Source organism: Bradyrhizobium sp. 33ap4 (assembly GCF_032654765.1).
GTDB lineage: Bacteria > Pseudomonadota > Alphaproteobacteria > Rhizobiales > Xanthobacteraceae > Bradyrhizobium > Bradyrhizobium australafricanum.
Genome location: NZ_JAUMTJ010000004.1, coordinates 126,078 through 148,150, shown reverse-complemented (window position 1 = coordinate 148,150; position 22,073 = coordinate 126,078). Strand labels below are relative to the sequence as shown.

Annotated in this window: 16 protein-coding genes; 10 read left to right on the top strand and 6 right to left on the bottom strand. The window is 65.5% G+C overall.

The window, feature by feature from the left end:
* The first annotated feature begins 235 nt into the window (after nucleotides 1-235).
* From Q2M23_RS04690 to Q2M23_RS04680, 3 genes are read left to right on the top strand one after another with little or no spacing between them, the layout of a single operon-like run.
* The gene (locus Q2M23_RS04690) at nucleotides 236-1,069 is read left to right on the top strand and encodes an ImuA family protein (protein WP_410469689.1); all 834 of its coding nucleotides are present in this window, start codon (nucleotides 236-238) and stop codon (nucleotides 1,067-1,069) included.
* Nucleotides 960-2,609: a DNA polymerase Y family protein gene (locus Q2M23_RS04685; RefSeq protein WP_316394601.1), complete on the top strand. Its 1,650-nt coding sequence runs from the start codon at nucleotides 960-962 to the stop codon at nucleotides 2,607-2,609. The genes Q2M23_RS04690 and Q2M23_RS04685 overlap by 110 nt, the downstream gene beginning before the upstream one ends.
* Nucleotides 2,606-6,043, top strand: coding sequence for an error-prone DNA polymerase (locus Q2M23_RS04680; RefSeq protein WP_316394599.1), 3,438 nt, complete (start codon nucleotides 2,606-2,608; stop codon nucleotides 6,041-6,043). Before Q2M23_RS04685 ends, Q2M23_RS04680 begins: the two co-directional genes overlap by 4 nt.
* Before the next feature lie 602 nt (nucleotides 6,044-6,645).
* On the opposite strand, the gene Q2M23_RS04675 is transcribed toward Q2M23_RS04680, so the two are convergent.
* Nucleotides 6,646-6,933 (bottom strand): hypothetical protein, encoded by a 288-nt coding sequence (locus Q2M23_RS04675; RefSeq protein WP_018270628.1) that lies wholly within the window; start codon nucleotides 6,931-6,933, stop codon nucleotides 6,646-6,648.
* A gap of 122 nt (nucleotides 6,934-7,055) precedes the next feature.
* On the opposite strand from Q2M23_RS04675, the gene Q2M23_RS04670 reads away from it, so the two are divergent.
* The 3 genes from Q2M23_RS04670 (at nucleotide 7,056) to Q2M23_RS04660 (ending at nucleotide 13,111) form a co-directional block, all read left to right on the top strand.
* Entirely contained in the window at nucleotides 7,056-8,462 is a 1,407-nt protein-coding gene (locus tag Q2M23_RS04670; RefSeq protein WP_076833569.1) for a CoA transferase, read from the top strand.
* A 151-nt stretch (nucleotides 8,463-8,613) separates the two neighbouring features.
* Nucleotides 8,614-9,861, top strand: a complete 1,248-nt coding sequence (locus Q2M23_RS04665) for an efflux RND transporter periplasmic adaptor subunit (RefSeq protein ID WP_057015665.1) — start codon at nucleotides 8,614-8,616, stop codon at nucleotides 9,859-9,861.
* Between the two features lie 115 nt (nucleotides 9,862-9,976).
* Complete coding sequence (locus tag Q2M23_RS04660; protein WP_076833100.1) at nucleotides 9,977-13,111, top strand: efflux RND transporter permease subunit; 3,135 nt, start codon at nucleotides 9,977-9,979, stop codon at nucleotides 13,109-13,111.
* On the opposite strand, the gene Q2M23_RS04655 is transcribed toward Q2M23_RS04660, so the two are convergent.
* Entirely contained in the window at nucleotides 13,104-14,072 is a 969-nt protein-coding gene (locus Q2M23_RS04655; RefSeq protein WP_316394594.1) for an amidohydrolase family protein, read from the bottom strand. The two genes, Q2M23_RS04660 and Q2M23_RS04655, sit on opposite strands and share 8 nt — an antisense overlap.
* A gap of 138 nt (nucleotides 14,073-14,210) precedes the next feature.
* The gene (locus tag Q2M23_RS04650; RefSeq protein ID WP_143271176.1) at nucleotides 14,211-15,629 is read right to left on the bottom strand and encodes a TolC family outer membrane protein; all 1,419 of its coding nucleotides are present in this window, start codon (nucleotides 15,627-15,629) and stop codon (nucleotides 14,211-14,213) included.
* A gap of 242 nt (nucleotides 15,630-15,871) precedes the next feature.
* Between Q2M23_RS04650 and Q2M23_RS43950 the strand changes: the two genes are divergently transcribed.
* On the top strand, nucleotides 15,872-16,090 hold the full coding sequence (locus tag Q2M23_RS43950; RefSeq protein ID WP_410469691.1) for a hypothetical protein: 219 nt from the start codon (nucleotides 15,872-15,874) through the stop codon (nucleotides 16,088-16,090).
* A 54-nt stretch (nucleotides 16,091-16,144) separates the two neighbouring features.
* The gene (locus tag Q2M23_RS04645) at nucleotides 16,145-17,740 is read left to right on the top strand and encodes an acetyl-CoA hydrolase/transferase C-terminal domain-containing protein (RefSeq protein ID WP_410469688.1); all 1,596 of its coding nucleotides are present in this window, start codon (nucleotides 16,145-16,147) and stop codon (nucleotides 17,738-17,740) included.
* Nucleotides 17,741-17,815: 75 nt separating this feature from the next.
* Here Q2M23_RS04645 and Q2M23_RS04640 read toward each other — a convergent pair whose 3' ends face one another.
* Both Q2M23_RS04640 and Q2M23_RS04635 read right to left on the bottom strand, forming a co-directional pair.
* Nucleotides 17,816-18,595, bottom strand: coding sequence for an enoyl-CoA hydratase (locus tag Q2M23_RS04640; RefSeq protein WP_253640287.1), 780 nt, complete (start codon nucleotides 18,593-18,595; stop codon nucleotides 17,816-17,818).
* Between the two features lie 124 nt (nucleotides 18,596-18,719).
* The gene (locus Q2M23_RS04635) at nucleotides 18,720-19,679 is read right to left on the bottom strand and encodes a hypothetical protein (RefSeq protein ID WP_225641783.1); all 960 of its coding nucleotides are present in this window, start codon (nucleotides 19,677-19,679) and stop codon (nucleotides 18,720-18,722) included.
* A gap of 49 nt (nucleotides 19,680-19,728) precedes the next feature.
* On the opposite strand from Q2M23_RS04635, the gene Q2M23_RS04630 reads away from it, so the two are divergent.
* Both Q2M23_RS04630 and Q2M23_RS04625 read left to right on the top strand, forming a co-directional pair.
* Nucleotides 19,729-20,274, top strand: coding sequence for a sigma-70 family RNA polymerase sigma factor (locus tag Q2M23_RS04630; protein WP_076833573.1), 546 nt, complete (start codon nucleotides 19,729-19,731; stop codon nucleotides 20,272-20,274).
* A gap of 2 nt (nucleotides 20,275-20,276) precedes the next feature.
* The gene (locus Q2M23_RS04625) at nucleotides 20,277-20,915 is read left to right on the top strand and encodes an NrsF family protein (protein WP_076833110.1); all 639 of its coding nucleotides are present in this window, start codon (nucleotides 20,277-20,279) and stop codon (nucleotides 20,913-20,915) included.
* On the opposite strand, the gene Q2M23_RS04620 is transcribed toward Q2M23_RS04625, so the two are convergent.
* Nucleotides 20,912-22,018, bottom strand: coding sequence for a DUF2336 domain-containing protein (locus Q2M23_RS04620; RefSeq protein ID WP_076833113.1), 1,107 nt, complete (start codon nucleotides 22,016-22,018; stop codon nucleotides 20,912-20,914). The two genes, Q2M23_RS04625 and Q2M23_RS04620, sit on opposite strands and share 4 nt — an antisense overlap.
* Nucleotides 22,019-22,073 lie beyond the last annotated feature (55 nt).

Sequence of the window (22,073 nt, the reverse complement as noted above, 5' to 3'; positions counted from 1 at the left end):
CCCATTGATTCCACTCATGAATCGATGATCTCACCAATCCGATTGACTCCGCGGGCCCTGTTAGCTTTATATTAGAACATATCATGAACAAATGAGCCAGTCCCTGGTTCTCTGTTCAGACCAGTGACGGCCTCAAATTTTGGTTGGAAGGAGCGGCGCATATGCCGGAGCGCGATCAGCAAAAGTGGTCGCCGGTTTTGCGTCCGATCGCGCTCCTCTTTTTTAAGAAAGGCGCATGATCTTGTCGCCAAACCGCTCACACTTTGGCGGATCATGCGCCGCCGCACGCATAGGTACGCTTGCGTCTCTGCGCGGCAGCATCGCGCGTATCGAGGCGTCATCGGATGCGGCGATGCCGAACCGCGTCGCGCTCGGCCATGCCGGCGCGGATGCGATGCTGCGCGGCGGGCTTGCGCCGGCGGCATTGCACGAGGTGTTCGCGGCCGGCCATCAAGGCGGCGCGGCGACCGGCTTCATTGCGGGGCTCGCCGGACGGCTGTCGGCACGCAAGCCGCTGGTCTGGGTGCGGCAGGATTTTTCCGATCGCGAAAACGGCGCGCTATCGATGCGCGGGCTTGCCGAGCTCGGCCTCGATCCGCGCCTCTTGGTCACGGTGCGCGCTGCCGATGTCGATAGCGGCCTGCGCGCCGCGGCCGACGCGCTCGCCTGCGATGCGCTCGGCGCGGTCGTGCTCGAGGTCTGGGGCCAGGCGCGCCAGCTCGATCTCGTCGCCAGCCGCAAATTGACCCTGGCCGCGCAGGCCTCCGGCGTCACCGCGCTGGTGCTGCGGATCGCGGCAACCCCGATCCCCTCGACCGCGGAGACGCGCTGGATCGTGCGCGCGGCGCATTCGCCGCCGGGCAATGCCGCGAGCGTGTGGGGCGCGCCGCGCTTCGAGGCCGAACTCGTGCGCAATCGTCATGGCCCTGTCGGGCGATGGATCATGGAATGGAAATGTGATGAGTGCCAATTCAGTGAACCGTCGGCGTATTCTCAGCCTGTGGCTGCCACGCCTGCCCATCGACCGCATCAAGCGCAAGCTCGCGCAGGACATCGCCTCGCAAGCTGATGCACGGGAGGTGGCAGGGCTCCCTCTCCCGCAAGCGGGAGAGGCGAAGAAAGCAGAACTCCCCAGCGTCGTCGTCGCAAAAGACCACAACGCCATCCTGCTGCACGCGATCGACGAGGCCGCGGTGCGCGCCGGGCTGTCGATCGGGCTGCCGCTCGCCAATGCGCGGGCGATCTGTCCGGAGCTCACGGTCTATGATGCCGATCCCGCCGCCGATCTGAAGACGCTGAACGACATCGCCGGCTGGTGCGACCGCTTCACGCCGCTGGTCGCGCTCGATCTGCCTTACGGTCTGTTTCTCGACATCACCGGCTGCGCGCATCTGTTCGGCGGCGAGCGAGCGCTGCTACAGACCGTGACGGGGGCGCTGAGCCGGCGCGGCTTTGCCGTCAGCGCGGCCATTGCCGGCACCTCGATCGCGGCGCGTACGCTGACGCGCACCGCCTCGGGCAAGATTGTCGCCGATGGCGAGGAGGCGGCGGCGGTCGGCCCGCTGCCGGTGTCGGCGCTCGGTGCCGATGCCGCTGTCACCACCGGCCTGCGCCGCGCCGGCTTGAAGACCATCGGCGATGTCGCCTCGCGCGCGCCGCACGAAATCTCGGCGCGGTTCGGTGCGGCCTTCACCACCTTGCTCAGCCACGCGCTCGGGCAGGGCGATGCCCCGATCAGCCCGCGCAAGCCGCTGCCCGATTACATCGTCGAGAAGCGTTTCCCCGAGCCGATCGCGACCGACACCGTGATCGCGCTGACGCTCTCAAGCCTTGCCAAGATGCTGGTTGCGGCGATGGACAAGCAGGGCAAAGGTGCGCGGCAGCTGGAAGCGAGCTTCTTCCGCACCGACGGTGCGGTGCGCGCGATCATGGTCGAGACCGGGCGTCCGGTGACGCGGCCCGAGATGATCGATCGCCTGTTCCGCGAGCGGCTCGATGCGCTGAATGATCCGCTCGATCCCGGCTTCGGCTTTGATCTCATTCGCCTCGCCGCAGGGCGTACCGAGATCGTGGTACAGCAGCAGCGCGATCTCGACGCCACCATACACGACAATGACGAGCTCTCGGCGCTGATCGACCGCATCGCCGCCCGCATCGGCGGAAAACGCGTCGTCGTGCATCTGCCGCTGGAGAGCCACATCCCCGAACGATCGGCGCTCGCGCTGCCGGCGCAGCATCATCTGGCCGCGGCCAGCGCCGCCGCCTGGCCGGAGCACGTTGCGAGCGAACCACCGCTGCGTCCCTTGCGGCTATTCGAGCAGCCCGAACCGATCAAGGTGCCGTTCGCGACCGTGCCCGACGGTCCGCCGCATCAATTCACCTGGCGGCGCGCGCAGCACGAGGTGGTGCGGGTCGAGGGCCCCGAGCGCATCGCGATGGAATGGTGGAAGCAGGACGGCGCGTCGCTGACGCGCGATTATTTCCGCGTCGAGGATGCCGAAGGCCAGCGCTTCTGGATCTTTCGCGACGGTCTCTACGAGAGCGAGCTGCGCGACGAGGAGGGCAAGCCCGTTCCGGCCAACTGGTATGTGCATGGGCTGTTCGCATGAGCGCACCTCCACCTGATTATGCCGAGATCGGCATCACCAGCAATTTCTCCTTCCTGCGCGGCGGTTCCGATCCGCGCGCCTATGTGCATCAGGCGAGCGAACTCGGGATTCCCGTGATCGGGCTCGCCGATCACAACACGCTGGCCGGCGTGGTGCGCGCCTGGAAGGAGCTCGACAGCGAGAAGGTTGCCCATCCGCCAAAGCTTTTGATCGGCGCCCGCATCGTCTTCATCGACTCTACGCCCGACATCCTGGTCTATCCGCGCGATCGCGCCGCCTATGGCCGGCTGTGCCAGCTCCTGACCCGCGGCAAGCGCGGCGACGACATCGTGCGGATCGAGAAAGGCGAGTGCCATCTGAAGCTCGCCGACCTCCTCGACTTCGTCGAGGGGCAGCTCCTGGTGCTGGCGCTGCCGCATCGCTTTGAGGAGGCAGGCACGCTCGATCTGCTTGCAAAGCTGAAGGCAAGCGCCGCCGACGGCGTCTGGCTCGCCGCAAGCCTGCTCTATCGCGGCGACGACAGGCGCCGCCTCGCGCGGCTGCATGGCCTCGCCACCGACGCCGGTGTGCCGCTCATCGCCACCAACGAGGTGCTCTATCACCATCCGGCGCGCCGCCCGCTGCAGGACGTGCTGACCTGCATCCGCGAAAAGACCACGATCGAGGCGGTCGGCCGCAGGCTCGAGGCCAATGCCGAGCGGCATCTCAAGCCAGCGCATGAAATGATCAGGCTGTTTCGCGATCTGCCGGACGCGATCGCGGAAACCATGCGCTTTGCTGCACGCATCTCTTTCTCGCTCGACCAGCTCAAATATCAGTATCCCGACGAGCCGGTGCCGCCGGGCAAGACCGCGCAGCAGCATCTGGAAGATTTGACCTGGGCCGGTGTCGACAAATATTTCGGCGGCGAGATCGACGAAAAGCTTCGCACCACCCTGAACAAGGAGCTCGCGCTGATCGCCGAGCTGAAATACGCGCATTACTTCCTCACCGTGCACGACATCGTGCACTATGCGCGCAGCCAGAACATCCTGTGCCAGGGACGCGGCTCGGCAGCCAATTCCGCGGTCTGCTTCGTGCTTGGCGTCACCTCGGTCGATCCGACCAAGGTCGATCTGTTGTTCGAGCGCTTCATCTCCAAGGAGCGGCTGGAGCCGCCCGACATCGACGTCGATTTCGAGCATTCGCGGCGCGAGGAGGTGATGCAATATGTCTACCGCCGCTACGGCCGCCACCGCGCCGCGATCATCGCCACCGTGATCCATTATCGCCCGCGCAGCGCGATCCGTGACGTCGGCAAGGCGCTCGGGCTGACCGAGGACGTCACCGCGGCGCTCGCCGACACCGTGTGGGGCAGCTGGGGCAAGGGCCTCAACGACATGCAGGTGCGACAGGCCGGGCTCGATCCCAAAAATGCGATGATCAACCTCGCGGTCGAGCTCGCCACCGAGCTGATCGAGTTTCCGCGTCATCTCTCGCAGCATGTCGGCGGCTATGTACTGACCCAGGACCGGCTCGACACCTATGTGCCGATCGGCAACGCCGCGATGGACGACCGCACTTTCATCGAATGGGACAAGGACGACGTCGACGCCCTTAGCATGATGAAGGTCGACGTGCTGGCGCTGGGCATGCTGACCTGCATCCGCAAATGTTTTGACCTGATCGCCGACCACAAGGGCGAGCACTGGGAGCTAGCTTCGGTCCCGCAGGACGACAAGAAAGTTTACGACATGCTGTGTCGCGGCGAGTCGCTCGGCGTGTTCCAGGTCGAGAGTCGGGCGCAAATGAACATGCTGCCGCGGCTGAAGCCGCGCACCTTCTACGATCTCGTCATCGAGGTCGCGATCGTGCGCCCCGGTCCGATCCAGGGCGACATGGTGCATCCTTATCTGCGGCGGCGTAACAAGCAGGAGCAGGTGACTTATCCATCGCCGGCGCCCGACCAGGGCGACAAGGACGAACTCTACAACGTGCTGCACAAGACGCTCGGCGTGCCGCTGTTCCAGGAGCAGGCGATGCGGATCGCGATCGAGGCGGCCCATTTCACCTCTGAGGAAGCCAATGGCCTGCGCCGCTCGATGGCGACCTTCCGCAATCTCGGCACCATCGGCAGCTACGAGGAGAAGCTGGTCGGCAACATGGTGGCGCGCGGCTACGATCCGGATTTCGCCCGCAGCTGCTTCGACCAGATCAAGGGCTTTGGCAGTTACGGCTTCCCGGAAAGCCATGCCGCGAGCTTTGCCCAACTCGTCTACATCTCCTCATGGCTGAAGCACCATCATCCGGATGCGTTCTGCTGCGGCCTGCTCAACTCGCAGCCGATGGGCTTCTATGCCCCGGCCCAGATCGTCGGCGACGCCCGCAAGAACGGCGTCACGGTGCGCGAAGTCGATGTCTCCCATAGCTTTGCGCAGAACACGCTCGAGGAGAAGGTCGGCGATCATTGCGCGGTGCGGCTCGGCTTTCGCCAGATCGACGGATTTCACTGGCTGGATGAGGACGAGGAGAGGCTGAAACAGCTTCAACTGTCATTCCGGGATGGTGCGCTAGCACCAGACCCGGAATCTCGAGATTCCGGGTTCTCGCTTCGCGATCCCCGGAATGACGGTGTTGAGACAGACTGGGCCGACCGCATCGTTGCCGCGCGCAACCGCCGGCCGTTCACCTCGCTGGAAGACTTCGCGCGCGACACCGGCCTGCCCAAGCGCGCGCTGATCCTGCTCGCCGACGCCGATGCGTTCCGCTCGCTCGGGCTCGACCGCCGCGAGGCGCTGTGGGCGGTGCGCCGGCTGCCCGACGACGTGCCGCTGCCGTTGTTCGAGGCCGCCACCGCACGCGAGCAGCCGGATGAGGGCGCCAAGCCGCTGCCGGAGATGCCGCGTCCGGAGCAGGTGGTCGCCGACTATCAGACCATCCGCCTCTCGCTGAAGGGCCATCCGATGGAGTTTTTGCGCGACACCTTTACGAAGGAGCGCGTCGTCGCCTGTCACACCATCAACCGGAGCAACGACCGCCGCCGCGTCCGCTGTGCCGGCGTCGTGCTGGTGCGGCAGCGGCCGGGCAGCGCCAAGGGCGTCGTGTTCATGACACTGGAGGACGAGACCGGCATCGCCAACATCGTGGTGTGGCCGAAGGTGATGGAGCAGTACCGCAAGGAGGTGATGGGCGCGCGCCTGATCCTGGTCGAGGGCTATATCCAGAGCAGCCCGGAGGGCGTGACGCATCTGGTGGCGCAGCGCATGACCGATCGCTCCCACGATCTGATCGGCCTCGCCAACGAATCCTTGAGCCGCAAGCATCCGGTGCCGGCGGGCCCCGCGCTGATCGAGCCGCTCAACGACGACCGCCGCGATCACGGCGACAACTCGCCGCAAAAGATCCGCCACCCACGCAACGTCCGCATCCTGCCGCCGTCCCGCGATTTTCATTGAACCGCGTGCGACGGCTCTCTCACCGTCACCCTGAGGACACCTGTGGTCCTACCCCCGAGCTTTCTACCCATTCCTCGGGGCCCATGGGTGCGATCGGCACCCGGCTTTCCCTGCGCCCTCTGTTCAAAAGAGAGGGCGGAACGAGATGCAAAGCTCGGACAAAACATGTCGTGAGAACGCGGAAGCATGACTCACATACCGCGCCACACACTCATCGTCGTCCCGGCGAAGGCCGGGACCCACAACCACCGTTGCAAATGGTTACGCTCTGCTGGAACGACGAGTGCCATCCACAACATCCGCTGCGGCGTATGGGTCCCGGCCTTCGCCGGGACGACGCCTGGGACTTAACCACCGAAGCAAATTGCTATGCACTCTTGCAACGGCGAGTCCCGCCTACAACATTCGCCGCGGCGTATGGGTTCTCCGAGTTCATGCGGCGCGAACGCGCCATTGTCCATCCAACCAGTTCATCGACTGATGTCGCGCGAATGCGAACGTGTAGCCTACACGCCAATGCTGACACGTAGCTTACAGCTGGTCCCTGTCGGGCGGGTCTCACCGTCGCATCGATGGCGGATGACTTCCTCAGCCGCTGCATGCTACTCCACCGCGGCGCCGACCGGCGGTCCGCCCGGCGGGCGGTGCAGGAAGGTGATCGATGCGTAGGCGCCGACCCACGAGCCGAGGGCGGCGAAGGCGACGTAGAGCCAGTTTTCGGTGTAGCTGATCACCGCATAGGAGGAGAGCACATACCAGACGCTGCTCCAGGTCGCCGCCGGCACGCGCTTGCGCGCCACGACCGCCGAGGTGAACATGACATAGACCGCGTCGGTCGCTGCGGTCGCGAGGAAGACAGCGCCGGCGGTGAGAGGATCGATGGCAGCCATTGCAACTCCTGTGTGGGTCGGGCAGAGCTGGATATAAGCAGGGCCGGAAATGATTGTTGGGATCGGGCACCGCCTTTTTGTCATCATGCTCGGGCATAGGATAATCGCAAACGGGTATGCGCATGCAGGACATTCGTGAAATCCTTTCCGATGTCTGGACCGGCGCCGGCGGCGCGCCGGCCGCGCTCGATGCGGTCACATTGACCGGCAGCGAGCCGCAGCTGCCGTCGTCGTTTCGGGTCGCAGCCGCAGCGCAGGCGCCGATCGCAGCAGCCGGCCTCGCCGCGGCCGAGATCTGGAAGGCCCGCAGCGGCGAGCAGCAGGACGTCGCGGTCGACATCCGCCATGCCGTCGTCGAATGCCGCAGCGAGCGCTATTTGCGCGTCGACGACAAGCCGCCGCCGCCGGCCTGGGACAAGATCGCCGGCGTCTATCGTGTCAAAGACAACCGCTTTGTCCGCCTGCACACCAATTTCCCGCATCATCGCGACGCCGTCTGCAAGGTGCTCGGCTGCAACGCCGAGCGTGACGAGGTCCAGGCCGCGCTGCTGCAATGGGACGGCGAGGCGTTCGAGACCGCGGCCTACGCCGCCGGCGGCGTCGTCGCCTTGATGCGCTCGCACGACGAGTGGTCGGCGACGACGCATGCCAAAGAACTGGCAAAACTGCCGCTGATCTCGATCGAGAAGATCGGCGAGGCCGCACCGAAGCCGTGGCCCGCGGGCAACCGGCCGCTGGCCGGCATCCGTGTGCTCGATCTGTCGCGCGTAATCGCCGGTCCCGTCGCCGGCCGCACGCTCGCGGCGCATGGCGCCGACGTACTCCTGATCTCCGGTCCCGATCTGCCGGCGATCCCCTGGCTCACCATCGACACCGGCCGCGGCAAGCTCACGAGCTTCCTCGAACTGCGGAGCGAGGAGGGGCGGGGTGTGATGCAGGGGCTGTTGGCGCAGGCCGATATTCTCTCGCAGGGCTATCGGCCGCAGGCGATCGCGCGGCTCGGCTTCTCGCCGGAGGAAGCGGCGCGGATCAATCCCGGGATCGTCTATGTGACACTGTCGGCCTACGGCCATGCCGGCCCGTGGGCCGGGCGCCGCGGCTTCGACTCGCTGGTGCAGACCACGACCGGCTTCAATCATGCCGAAGGACAGGCGGCCGGCACAGATGGGCCGAAGGAATTGCCGGCCCAGATGCTCGACCACGCCACCGGATATTTCATGGCGTTCGGTGCCATGATGGCGAAGGCCCGCCAGGCCCGCGAAGGCGGCAGCTGGCACGTCCGGGTATCGCTGGCGCAGACCGGACGCTGGCTGTGGAATCTCGGCCGCCTCGAAGGAGGCCTTGCGACCGAGGACCTGAAGGCGGATGCGGTGCAGCCCTTCATCGAACGGCTGCGGTCAGGCTTTGGCACGCTGAGCTCGGTCCGGCATGCCGCCGTGCTGTCCAGGACCCCGGCCCATTGGTCCCGTCCGGCCATGCCGCTCGGCAGCCACCCTCCGGAGTTTCCTGCCCCGGAGTTTCCCGGATGAGACATTCAGCTGCCGTTCAGGCTATGCAAACTTTAACGACAGGCGTCGCCGAATGGCGATTTTTAGGTTGTTTGATACGCCAATTCAGCACTATTAGCGCACCGCTGGGGCCGTCCCGCCGGATGCTGCAACGATCGACCCCGCGGACCGCATGGTGAAAGAGTTTACCAAGAGAATGCAGAGCTTTAGCCGTCCGCGCCTGGTCGTGGCCGCGGCGCTGCTGGCGGTTGCCTGCGCGGGTGCCTATGGCTACACGCGTTTCGGCTCGGAAAAGCAGACATCTTCGGAAGTCTCCAGCCAGTCCCGCAAGGGCGGCGCGCGCTATGCGCCGTCGGCGGCCGAGTGGGCCAGCCTGACCTTCCAGACCGTGAGCGAGCACACTTTCCGCTCCGAGCTGGTGACCGAGGGCAAGATCGGCATCGATGAGGACCGCTCCACCCCGGTCTATTCGCCCTATACCGGGCGTGTCACCCGCCTCATGGTGCGGCCGGGCGATGCCGTTGTGAAGGGCCAGCCGCTGTTCGTGATCGAGGCGGCCGACACCGTGCAGGCGCAGAACGATTACATCGCGGCGATGACCGGCCTCAACAAGGCGCAGTCGGCGCTCGACCTGGCGCAGATCCAGGAGAAGCGCGCCAAGGATCTGTCCGAGGGCAAGGCGATCCCGCTGAAGGATTATCAGCAGGCCCAGACCGCGCTGGTGCAAGCGCAGAACGATGCGCGCTCGGCGCAGACGCTTTTGGAAGCGGCGCAGAACAAGCTGCACATTCTCGGCTTCGGCGACGACGACATCACGACGCTGCGGCAGAAGGGCCGCCTCAATCCGGAGACGACGGTGTTCGCGCCGATCGGCGGCACCGTGGTCCAGCGCAAGGCCGGTCCCGGCCAGTATGTCTCGACCGGTGCCAGCGACCCGGTCTACGTGATCGGCGATCTGTCGACGGTCTGGCTGATCGCCTTCGTCCGCGAATCCGACGCAGACAATGTCGCGGTCGGCCAGGACCTCACCTTCAGCGTGATGGCGCTGCCGGGCAAGACGCTGAACGCCCGGGTCAACTATGTCGCCGCGGCGATCGACGCGACCTCGCGCCGGCTCCTGGTTCGCGCCACCATCGACAACGCCGACAAGCGGCTGAAGCCCGAGATGTTCGCCAATGTGACGCTGTATTCGAAGGGCGATCACCCGGCAGTCGGCGTGCCGAAGCAGGCGCTGATCTACGAGGGCGACCAGGTTCGGCTCTGGGTCGCGAGGGCCGACGACAAGACCATCGAGCTGCGTCAGATCAAGCCCGGCCTCATCAATGGCGACCTCGTCGAGGTGGCCGGCAACCTCAAGCCGGGCGAGCAGATCGTGACGAAGGGAAGCCTCTTCATCGACCGCGCCGCATCAGGCACCTAAGCGCATGATCCGGAAAAGTGGGAAGCGGTTTTCCCTCGCGACAAACGCGCAACGCGTTTGCGCGGAGATCACGCTCAATAAGAAAATTCCCTTCCAGTTGAAAGCGCCGATCTGAATGGATCGCCTCGTCGCCCTTGCCGTCAATCGCCGCTACTTGATGGTGGCCATGTTTGTGGCCGTCTTGATCGGCGGCCTGCTCGCGTTCAAGCAGCTCAACATCGAGGCCTATCCCGATCCGACCCCGCCGATGGTCGATATCGTGACGCAGAGCCCGGGCCTCTCGGCCGAGGAGATCGAACGCTACATCACGATCCCGATCGAGACCCAGGTCGCCGGCATCAAGAACCTCAAGACCATCCGTACCATCTCGCTGTACGGCCTTTCCGACGTCAAGCTGCAGTTCTCCTTCGACTACACCTATGACGAGGCGCTGCAACAGGTGCTCAACCGCCTGTCGCAGCTCGCGCCGCTGCCGGGCAACGTGCTGCCCGGCATCTCGCCGCTCAGCCCGATCGGCGAAATCTTCCGCTACCGCCTGAAGGGACCGCCTAACTACAGCGTGCTCGACCTCAAGACGCTGCAGGACTGGGTGCTGCAGCGCCGCTTCCGCGCGGTGCCCGGCGTGATCGACGTCACCGGCTGGGGCGGCAAGACCAAGACCTACGAGATCCAGGTCGACTTCAACAAGCTGGTCGCCAACGGACTGACGCTGCCGCAGGTGCTGCAGGCGGTGTCCAACGCAAACATCAATGTCGGTGGCAACACCGTGAACATCGGTTCGCAATCGGCCGTGGTGCGCGGCGTCGGCCTGATCCGCTCGATCGACGACCTCGCCAACACCATGGTCTCGCAGTCCGGCGGCAATCCGGTGCTGGTGCGCGACATCGCCCATGTCACGATCGGCGAGAAGCCGCGGCTCGGCATCGCCGGCCTCGACAATGACGACGACATCGTGCAGGGCATCGTCCTGATGCGCCGCGGCGAGCAGAGCTCGCCGACGATTACCCGCGTCGAGCAGCTGGTCCACGACATCAACCATTCCTCGATCCTGCCGCCCGGCGTGAAGATCGAGCGGATCTACGACCGCAAGGACCTGATCGAGCTCACCACCCACACCGTGCTGCACAACATGGTGGTCGGCATCCTCCTGATCGTGCTGTTGCAGTGGATATTCCTCGGCGACCTCCGCAGCGCGCTGATCGTCGGTGCGACGATCCCGTTCGCGCTGTTCTTCGCCGTGATCATCCTGGTGCTGCGCGGCGAATCCGCCAATCTGCTGTCGGTCGGCGCGATCGATTTCGGCCTGATCGTCGATGCCACCGTGATCATGGTGGAGGCGATCTTCCGCCGGCTGTCGCAGACCACCGCGCTGTCGGAACACGAGCGAAGCCACATCTCCGAGGACACGGTGATGGGGATGAAGAGCCACGCGATCCTGTCGGCGGCCGCCGATGTGTCGCGCTCGATCTTCTTTGCCGCGGCGATCATCATCGCGGCGTTCCTGCCGCTGTTCACGCTGTCCGGCGTCGAAGGCAACATCTTCGGCCCGATGGCGCGCACCTATGCTTACGCGCTGGCCGGCGGGCTGCTGGCGACGTTCACGGTCACTCCGGCGTTCAGCGCGATCATCCTGCCGGCGCATATCCACGAGACCGAGACCTGGATCGTCAAGAAGCTCGACGCGATCTACCTGCCGGTGCTGAACTGGGCGATCGCCAACCGCAAGCTGGTGATGGCCGGCGCGGCCGGCCTCGTGGTCATGACCATCATCTTCGCGCGCTTCCTCGGCCTCGAATTCCTGCCCAAGCTGGAAGAGGGCAATCTGTGGATCCGCGCCACGCTGCCGCCGACGATCTCGCTGCAGGAGGGCAATGCCTATGTCAACGAGATGCGGAAGCTGATCCGCAGCCGTCCCGAGGTGGTATCGGTGGTGTCGCAGCACGGCCGTCCCGACGACGGCACCGATGCGGCCGGCCTGTTCAACGCCGAATTCTTCGCGCCGCTGAAGCCGGCCAGCGAATGGCCAAATACTCACGACAAGGACGTGCTGACTGCGCAATTGCTGGCGCAGTTGCAGGAGAAATTCCCGGGCGTCGAATTCAATTTCTCGCAGTATCTGCAGGACAACGTGTCGGAAGCGGTGTCCGGCGTGAAGGGCGAGAACTCGATCAAGCTCTACGGCAATGATCTGCAGGCGCTGACCGACACCGCCAACAAGATCAAGTCGGTGCTGTCGACGGTGCAGGGCGTCACCGATCTTGCGGTGTTCACCTCGCTCGGCCAGCCGACCATCCAGATCGACGTCGATCGCGCGCGCGCCGCGCGCTATGGCCTGTCGCCGGGCGACATCAACGCCACGATCCGGGTTGCGGTCGGCGGCGACAGCGCCGGCGACCTCTATGAGCCCGGCAGCGACCGGCACTTTCCGATTATCGTCCGCCTTGCGCCGGAATATCGCAAGAGCGCGGAGGCGATCCAGAACTTGCGGATCGGGGTGGCCAACGCCAACGGCGGCATCACGCAGATACCGCTCTCCGAAGTGGCCTCGATCAACCTGATCTCCGGCGCGGCCTATATCTACCGTGAGCAGCAGGAGCGCTATTTGCCGATCAAGTTCTCGGTCCGCGAGCGTGACCTCGGCAGCGCGATCCGGGAGGCGCAGCAGAAGATCGACGAGCAGGTGCAGCTGCCGCCGGGATCGCGTGTCGAGTGGGTCGGCGAGTTCGGCAATCTGCAGGACGCGATCAGGCGGCTGTCGATCGTGGTGCCGATCAGCCTCGCGCTGATCGCGGTGCTGTTGTTCTTCAATTTCGGCTCGATGGTCGACACCATGCTCGCGATGAGCGTGATCCCGATGGCGATCTTTGGCGGCGTGCTCGGGCTGCTGATCTCGGGGATTCCGTTCAGCGTGTCGGCGGCGATCGGCTTTATCGCGCTGTTCGGCATCGCGGTGATGGACGGCATCATCATCCTGTCGCAGTTCAACCAGCTGATCGACGAAGGCTACGACCGGATGCGCGCGGTGATCCGCACCGGCGAGCTGCAGTTGCGTCCGGTGCTGATGACCTGCGTGGTGGCGGGCGTCGGCCTGTTGCCGGCGGCGATTTCGGAAGGCATCGGCTCGCAGGTGCAGAAGCCGCTCGCTATCGTCGTCGTCACCGGCATGATGCTGGCGCCGCTGGTGATCCTGATCACGCTGCCGGTCTTGATCTCCTACTTCTCGCGCCGGCCGAAGGACGGCCTCAGGTGAAGCCGTAGAGCCGCGCCGGATTGTCGACCAGGATCGCCTTGCGGACCGCGGCGTCCGGCGCCCAGACCGGAAGCTGGTTGAGGAGGCGGCCGTCGTCGATCTGAAACAGCGGCGTCACGTCGGTGACCTTCTTGCCTTGCGGCGTCACCGAATCCGGGTGCGGCCAGTCGGTGCCCCAGACGATGCGCTCGGCATTGGCCGCGATCAGCGCCTGCGCCAGCGGCGTGGCGTCGGCATAATCGGGCGCGAGCTTGGAGGCGCGGTAGGCGCCGGAAATCTTGACATAGGCCTCGCCGGACTTGACCAGCGCGAGCAGGTCGGCAAATCCCGGCTGGCCTGTGCCGAGGGCGGCCTCGGCGCCGCCGAAATGGTCGAACACGACCGGCACCGGCGCTGTAGCGACGAGGTCCTTGATCGCGGAGATCATGGCGAGGCTGGTGAACAGCTGCACATGCCAGCCGCGCGCCTTCATCCGCTCGATCGCGGCCGAGAAGCGCTGCCGGCCGACATTGGGATCGTTGACGCCGCCGGTCGCGAGGTTGAGGCGGATGCCGCGGAAGCCGGCCTTGTTCATGGCATCGAGATCGCTCTCGCTGGTCTTGTCGTCGATCACGGCGACGCCGCGCGCGGTCGGCCCGCGGGCCGTGATGCCGAACAGGGTCGACGAATTGTCGGGGCCATAGACGCTCGGCGTCACGATCACCACGCGCTCGACATGGAGCGCCTTGTGCAGCGCGCTCATCTCCTCCGGCGAGGCCGGTTCCGGCGTGTAGACGCGGCCGGCGAAGAACGGGAATTTCTCGGGGTCGCCATGGATGTGGGTGTGGCAGTCGCATGCCCCGGCAGGCACGTCGAAGTTCACCGCGGTCGATGGTTGCGCTGCCTTGGAAAATGCGTTGCTGCTGGTCATGGTCACTCCGGCTGCGATGGAAACCTGCATCATATCGCGTCGCGTCAGCATTGGACGTCTCCCTGCGTGCTCGGCTGTTATGCGCGTCATACGCGCGCCGGCATTATGGGTTGCCGGCGGGGGCGGAGGTTATCGGCGGAGAGAGCGGGCGGGAAGGGCCCGTTCGCGGAGCGAACGGTTCCGCAGTGCCTATTGTCCCGACGGCGTGCGCAGGCCGTGCCAGGCGTCGCGCACCTGATGGTAGTGCACCTCGGGCAGATAATCCGGCGTCTTCAGGTTCAGCGTCTTGACGTCGAGGCGCCCGGTCGCGCTGAGCAGCGTGTAGGAGGCGATCACGCGGTCGCGCTGCGCACCGATCAGCCGTGCTCGCGCGGTGATCAGATCCTGCTGCGCGTTGAGCACGTCGACCGTGGTGCGCTGGCCGCCCGCGGCTTCTTTCTGCACGCCAGCCAGCGCAACCTCCGCGGCCTTCATCTCGGACTCGGAAGCCGACACCGCGATCTTGGCGCCCTCATTGGCGACCCACGCGCTGACCACGGCGGTCTTGGCCTGATTGCGGACCTGATCCAGCACCAGCCGGCTCTGCGCCGCGACTTCCTTGGTCTGCCGGGTCTGCGATGCGGCGGTGCCGCCGTCATAGATCGGCTGCGTCACCTGACCGATCACCGAGGCTTGATCGGTGCCGAAGCTGCCGAGCGTGGTGTCGGTGTCGCGGCTGCGGCTGACGCTGCCCTGCACGGAGACATTCGGCATCAGGCTGCTCTCGGCGACGCGGATCGAGGTCGAGGCAACGTCGACGTCAAAGCCTGCCGCGGTGACGGCGGGATGCTCGCGGAGCGAGAGCGCGATCGCATCCTCGCGGCTGCGCGGCAACAGCCGGTCGATGGTCTCGGCCGGGCGCAACTGGGATGGTGCGTTGCCGACCACCTGCGCATAGGTGGCCTGGCTGATCGCGTAATTGACCTCGGCGGCGTTGAGATCGGCAAGGCCGCGGTTGAGCCGCGCCTCGGCCTGGGCGGTATCGGTCGGCGTCACGTCGCCGGCATTAAGGCGCCGTTCGGTGATTGCCCGGGTCTCCTTCAGGAAGGCGACGTTGGCGCGCTGCGCCTCGACCAGGGTCTGGTTGGCCAGGACGTTGGTGTAGGCGGTGACCGCGTCGAGCAGCACACCCTGGCCGACATTGCGCAACGCCTCGCGGCCGGACTGCACCTGCAACTCGGCGACGCGGACGCTGTTGGCGGTCTTGAAGCCGTTGAACAGGGTCTGCGTCACGGTGACGCCGATCTGCCACGGCTTCAGCGTTGCGGTCTGGATCACATTGCCGGGCAGCTGGTCGCGCACCGCTTGCAGACCAACCGACAGGCCGGCGATGATCTGGGGACGGTAGCCGGCCAGCGCCTGCGGCACGTTCTCGTCGGTCGCACGCTGGCGCGCCCGTTCGGCGTTGAGTTGCGGATTGGTCTGATACGCCTTGACCAGGGCGTCCGGCAGGCTCTCGGCGCGTGCCGCGGTCTCCGTCAGCAGCGCACATGCCAGCGCGCCAAGGCCGATGCCCGACAAAAGCACGCGCCTCGCTACGTCGCCGACCCTCGCGGCACGCTCAACCATGTGATCCCGCAAACCAAAACTCCGGCAGTGCGCCCCCGCCGACGCCGCCGACACATCTACCTGTTTACGGGGCGGTGCCGCCACAGACAAACCGCCGCGCGACATCTGCACATCATTTCAGTTCTTGTCTGTTGCCGGTTCGTCACAGGCGCACGTATCGGTCATATGAAGTATAAGTTTGAACCGCCGGCCGTCGATTCAACGATGCCGGTTATCCACCGTCTCTTCCGGGTCCATTGCTGATGCCGATATTCTTCTCCGACCCCGAGGCGATCGCGGAGCACATCATTCGTGACGTCGGAACCGAACTGGTGGTCGGGCTGCCGCTCGGCCTCGGCAAGGCCAACCACATCGTCAACGCGCTGTATGCGCGAGCAGTGGCCGACCGCTCCATCAACCTGACGCTGTTCTCCGCGCTAAGTCGGATCGTAGCCATGTCGTTCTGTGAGCCAAGGAGTTGAGTGTTATAGTTGTCTTCCTAAGACCGCTTGGCCTCCGACTTGTGAGCCAAGGAGTTGAGTGTTATAGTTGTCTTCCTAAGACCGCTTGGCCTCCGACTTGAGTTCTTCTTCCTCGCGGGGCAGTGGCTGCACCAGCCATTCGCGCAACAGCACTACATTTCCGCCAACTACACCCATGCGGCGTCATATTTGTTGTCGCGCGGACTGAATGTCGTGCCTCAGCTCGTTGCCAAGCGCATGGTCGACGGCGTGCCGCGCTACAGCCTGAGCTGCAACACCGACACCACGCTCGACGTGCTGAGCGCCCGTGCGCAGGGGCGGGCGTCGTTCAAGCTGATCGGCCAGGTCAATTCCGAGCTGCCCTTCATGCCCGGCGCCGGCGACCTGCCGGCGGATGAATTCGCCGCGGTGCTCGACAGTCCCGAGACCGATTTCCCGCTGTTCGCGCCGCCGTCCGAGCCGATCAGCGACACCAAATATGCGATCGGCTTGCACGCCGCCGGTCTGGTCCGCGACGGCGGCACGTTGCAGATCGGCATCGGGCAGGTCGGCGACGCGCTGGCGCAGGGGCTCGTGGTCCGCCATCGCGACAACGCCCAATTCCACGGCATCATGCAGCGCCTTGCGCCCGGTACCGGGCAACTCGCCGCGGCCGAGACCGGGTCGTTCGAAAAGGGTCTCTACGGCGTCAGCGAGATGCTGTTCGAGGCGTTCCTCGGGTTGATCGACGCCGGCATCCTCAAGCGCGAGGTCGGCGGCGTGATCCTGCACGGCGCATTCTTCCTGGGCCCGCCATCATTCTACCGGGCGCTGCGCGAGATGGCACCGGAGCAGCTGGCGCGAATCCAGATGATGCCGGTTTCCTTCACCAACGAGATCTTCGGCGACGAGGACGGCAAGCGTCGCGCCCGGGTCGATGCGCGCTTCGTCAACAATGCGATGATGGCGACGCTGCTCGGCGCTGCGATCTCGGACGGTCTCGAGAACGGCCAGGTCGTGAGCGGGGTCGGCGGTCAGTACAATTTTGTGGCGCAAGCATTCGCGCTCGAGGGCGCACGTTCTGTGCTGGCGCTGGAGGCGACCCGTCAGTCCGGCAAGCAAGCGCAGTCGAACATCCGCTGGTCCTATGGACATGAGACCATCCCGCGGCATCTGCGCGATGTCTTTGTCACGGAATATGGCGTTGCCGACGTCAGGGGGAAATCCGATGCCGACGTGATCGCCGCGATGCTGCAGGTCTCGGACTCCCGCTTCCAGGGCGAATTGATGCGGCGGGCAAAGGATGCCGGCAAGCTGCAACGCAGCTACGAGATTCCTGCGGCGCATCGCGAAAATTATCCCGAGCGCATCGGCGATGCGCTGAGGCCCGCGCGCGATGCCGGACTGCTGCCGTCATTCCCGTTCGGCAGCGACTTCACCGATGTCGAGCAGCGGTTGATTCCGGCCTTGCAGATCTTGCAGCAGGCGCAGCACACGCCGCTGCAACTCGCCGGCCTGCTGTGGCAGGGCATGCGGCATCCGCCCGATGCCGCCGACCGCGAATGCCTGGCGCGGCTCGGTCTCGACAAGCCGACGCATTTCGCCCAGCGCGCCTATCGCGCGCTCGTCACCGCGGCCTTGCAACGGAGCCGAATGGCTAAAGCGCGATGAGATCATCGCGCCTTAGCCTGTTGTCTGAGCATGGTCTTGTCCGGAAAACCGCTTCGCACTTTTCCGGATCATGCTTTAGCGGTTCTTGTTGACCGGCTTGCGCTTCTCGATGAACGCCGCCATGCCCTCGGAGCGATCCTCGAGCGCGAAGGTCGAGTGGAACAGGTTGCGCTCGACATTCATGCCCTCCGCGAGCGGCGTCTCGAACGCGCGGTTGACGGCTTCCTTTGCCATCGCGGCGGCCGGACGCGACATCGAGGCGATCTTCTCGGCTGCCGCGAGCGCCTCCTCGAGCAGCTTGTCGGCCGACACGATCCGCGACACGAGGCCCGAGCGCTCGGCTTCCGCCGCATCCATCATCCGCCCGGTCAGGCAGAGGTCCATCGCCTTCGACTTACCGATCGCACGGGTCAGGCGCTGCGTGCCGCCGATGCCGGGAATGGTGCCGAGGGTGATTTCCGGCTGGCCGAACTTGGCGGTGTCGGCGGCGATGATGATGTCGCACATCATCGCGAGCTCGCAGCCGCCGCCGAGCGCATAACCCGCGACCGCGGCAATGGTCGGCTTGCGGCAACGGGCGACGCGGTCGCCGCCGATGGCGGTGAAATCGCTGTTGAACATGTCGATGAAGCCTTTCGGCTGCATCTCCTTGATGTCGGCGCCGGCCGCGAAGGCCTTCTCGCTGCCGGTGATCAGGATACAGCCGATCTTGTCGTCGGCCTCGAGATCGTCGACCGCCGCGGCGATCTCGCGGAACACGCCGAACGAGAGCGCATTCAGCATTTTCGGCCGGTTCAGCGTGATGACGCCGACTGGTCCCTTGCTTTCGACAATGATGAATTCGAACGTAGCCATGGACGCAAACCCCGTGCCTGATTTGCCGGGCAATGTGCCCGCTGACGGGATGCGCTTCAAGTGGCTGAAACGAGGCTTTGGGCTGCGGTGCGGCGCCCCCCGCGCCGCACCGCAGGTGCCTCCGCTAGGCCATGAACATGCGCGCGGCGGAGGCCACCGTGAGCAAAGCGCCGAACCCGATGAAGATCTTCCCGATCAGCGAGGTCTGGTCCCAGCTCGCGCTGTCGCTGCTCGCCAGAACCGGGGCCGGCTTGGGTGCAGCCACGGCAACCGTCGGCGGCGGCGCCGGCGATGCCTCCTGTTGAGCGGTCTGCGGCTGGGCCGGCTGCGGCTGTTCCGCCGGCTGCTCCTGCTGCAGGGCTCGGTCGACCTCGTTGAGCTGGTCGGATGCGACCACATTACCGTCGGACTGGTCTGCGGGCTTGTCGGCCGCGGCAATCAACACATTGGCTTTCACCGGCGTCGCCGCTGCATTGTCGTCGCCGGAGGTCAGCTCCGCATTGGCGTTGGCGACGGTGGCGGGAATGCCTGCCGAGGTGACCCTGCCGGCGTCGTTATTGGTGGCCTTCTTGCTGTCGGATTTGTCGGCGGTCTTGTCAGCGGTCCTGGAGGACCGGTGGCGTGCCGAGCGCCGGCCATGCCGCGAACTCTGCTCGGCAGACTTGTCGGTCGTTGCGCTGTCGGATTTCGATGCCGATGCGTCCGATCCGGCCGCATGCGCCGGCAACGGAGCCGCGAGACACACAAGAAGCCCTGTCAGTCCTGTCGCAACCATCAATGCCAAGCGCCCGCTGGCTTTGATCTTCATTTTGATGATCTCCCCATGTCGCCCGCCCAAGGGCGAAAAGAGACCCCGCTGCGTGTCCACACCGGGGCAGAAAAAGGGAATCTTCGGGCATCCGGGGGCAAAAGCTGGGCAATTTCTTCCCAGTGGCCCATCGACGGCAGCAGCACCGATGCTTGTCGGACCGATCGGTGTTATGAGCCGTGACGTCTGGAAACCCGCCGGAGCGATTCTTTGAGGCCGATCCTCGGCGCGGTCTTGCTGGAGGATAGAGATCACGAATTCGTGATCGTCTGGCATGCCGCGTAACGAACTGAAAGATCGGCCGAATTGCAATTCAGGAGCCTGCGTGCGCGAACGTGAGGATGAATGGACCGGCCTGATGCGGTCGGCCATTTCAGGCGATGATGCGGCGTACCATCGCCTGCTCAAGGCCATCACGCCGGTACTCCGTGCTGCGGCGCGCCGCGGCCTGGCGCGCGCGGGACAACCGGTCGATCAGTCCGAGGACATCGTGCAGGACATCTTGTTGGCGGTACATTTGAAGCGACAGACCTGGGACACCAGCGCGGCGTTCGCGCCGTGGCTGTTCGCGATCGCGCGCAACAAGCTGATCGACGCGCTGCGCCGCCGCGGCAAGCGGATCTTCGTCAACATCGATGATTTCGCCGAGACGCTGCCCGGGGAAACACCGGAACCGACGGCCTCACCGGGCGAGGTGAGCGCCCAGTTGCAGGCTTTGCCCGCGCGGCAGCGCGAGGTGCTGCAATCGATTGCGGTCGACAGCGCCTCGATCAAGGACACCGCGGCGAAATTCTCGATGACCGAGGGCGCGGTGCGAGTCGCGCTGCATCGCGGGCTTGCGAGCCTCACTGCGAAATTACGGGATCGATGAGCATGGACACCGATCAACTCATTCGAACCCTGGCCGCCGACAATGCCTATCGCGCGCGTCCGATCGGTCTTGCGCTGATGCTGGCGCTACTGGCGGCGGCGCCGGTCTCGCTCCTGATCTTCTTCGCCGAACTCGGCGTGCGGCCCGACGTGATGATCGCGATGCACAATCCGTTCTTCGACCTGAAATTCGCCGTGACGCTGGCGCTTGCCGCCTCGGCGATCGCGGTCAGCCTGCATCTGTCGCGCCCGGAGGCTTCGCTGCGCGGCTTCGGCTGGTGGCTGCTGATTCCCGCCGGCATCCTCGTCGCCGCCATCAGCGGCGAGATGATGATGCCGCAGCGGACGCCGATGATGACGCGGCTGATCGGCAAGAATTCGATGGCCTGCATGACCGCGATCCCCGCGATGTCGCTGCCGCTGCTGGTCGGCGCGCTGTACGGGCTGCGGCAGGGCGCGCCGGCGCGGCCGGCGGTCGCGGGTGCGATAGCCGGCCTGCTCTCGGCGGGGCTCGCGGCAACCGTCTACGCGTCGCACTGCACGGATGACTCGCCGCTGTTCGTCGCCACCTGGTACACGCTGGCGACCGCGATCGTTGCGAGCGTCGGCGCACTGATGGGAAACCGGGCGCTACGCTACTAGGCCGCTGGCGCGGACTGCTGCATGCGATGGAAGCGCAGCACCTGCTGCGCGGTCGACGGCCGCAGCCGCTCATAGGTGTCCTTGCAGGCCTGCAGATCGGTCGGCTCGCCGCCCGAGATGTCGTCGCGCAGGTTGATGATCGCCCGCACCGTCGACCATGACAGGCCCGAGACCTTGGCCAGGATCATGACACCCTCGGCGCGGGTTTCGATCATCATGTTCTCGGCGACGCTGACCGAGACGTTGGCGAGCGCGGCGAGCGAGGCATTGGTCTCGTCGAACTTGCCGGCCTCGGCGAAGGCTGCGAGCTGGAATTCGTCGAGCCGGCCATCCTGGTAGAGCGACTTGACCAAGGCATGCGCGATCGTGGTGTTCGGCGTCACGGCGGCCGGCGCCGAGCGCGCGCGCCGCGTCGCTTCCTTCACCGCGATCGGAATCTCCTTGGCCTGCTGCGGATTGGCAGCCTCAAGCCGCTGCCTGACCGCGTCCGAGGCCTTGGCGACCAGCTTGAGATAGAGATGCCGCGGGATGTTCGGGCGCAGGCCGACGCAGGTCGACAGGTTGTCGTCGCCCTCGGCGCGGCTGACCAGGCGGGTGAAGCCGCGCTCGGTGAATTCCGCGCCGGGATTGTTGACCGCGCTCTGGATCACCTCGTCATTGCCGCGCAGCACCAGCACGTCGGTGACGGCGCCGCTCAGCGTCTTGCGGTTCGAGATCGCGAGCAGATGCGCCTGGCTCTTGCTGCGCGCCGTTTCGATCAGGGTGTCGTCGTCGAGCCGCGGCGACAGCGTCAGCACGGGGCCCGCCACCTCGATCAGGTCGTCGAAGGCAAGGGTGCGGATGGTCTGCGGCGGTGCGGTATCGATCGGGGCGAGGCGGTCGGCGAGCAGCGCCTTGGCCGAGTTTTCGATGTGCTCGAGCAGGCATTGGAAAACATCGTCGAACAGCACGATTTGCTCGTTGGAATAGTTCACCGAGCCGTTGATGAAGAGGTCGGTCACGCGGCGCAGCGTCTCGACGCGGCGTGCGACGGTGCCGTGTGCGAGCGTCGTCTGCAGCTCATCGAGCAGACTTTCGGGAGCGGTCTCGGGCTTCAAACTCATGACTCTGTCCTGGAGCGGCGGCGACGGCTTCTCCGGCGCCGAAGAGGAAAAGGAT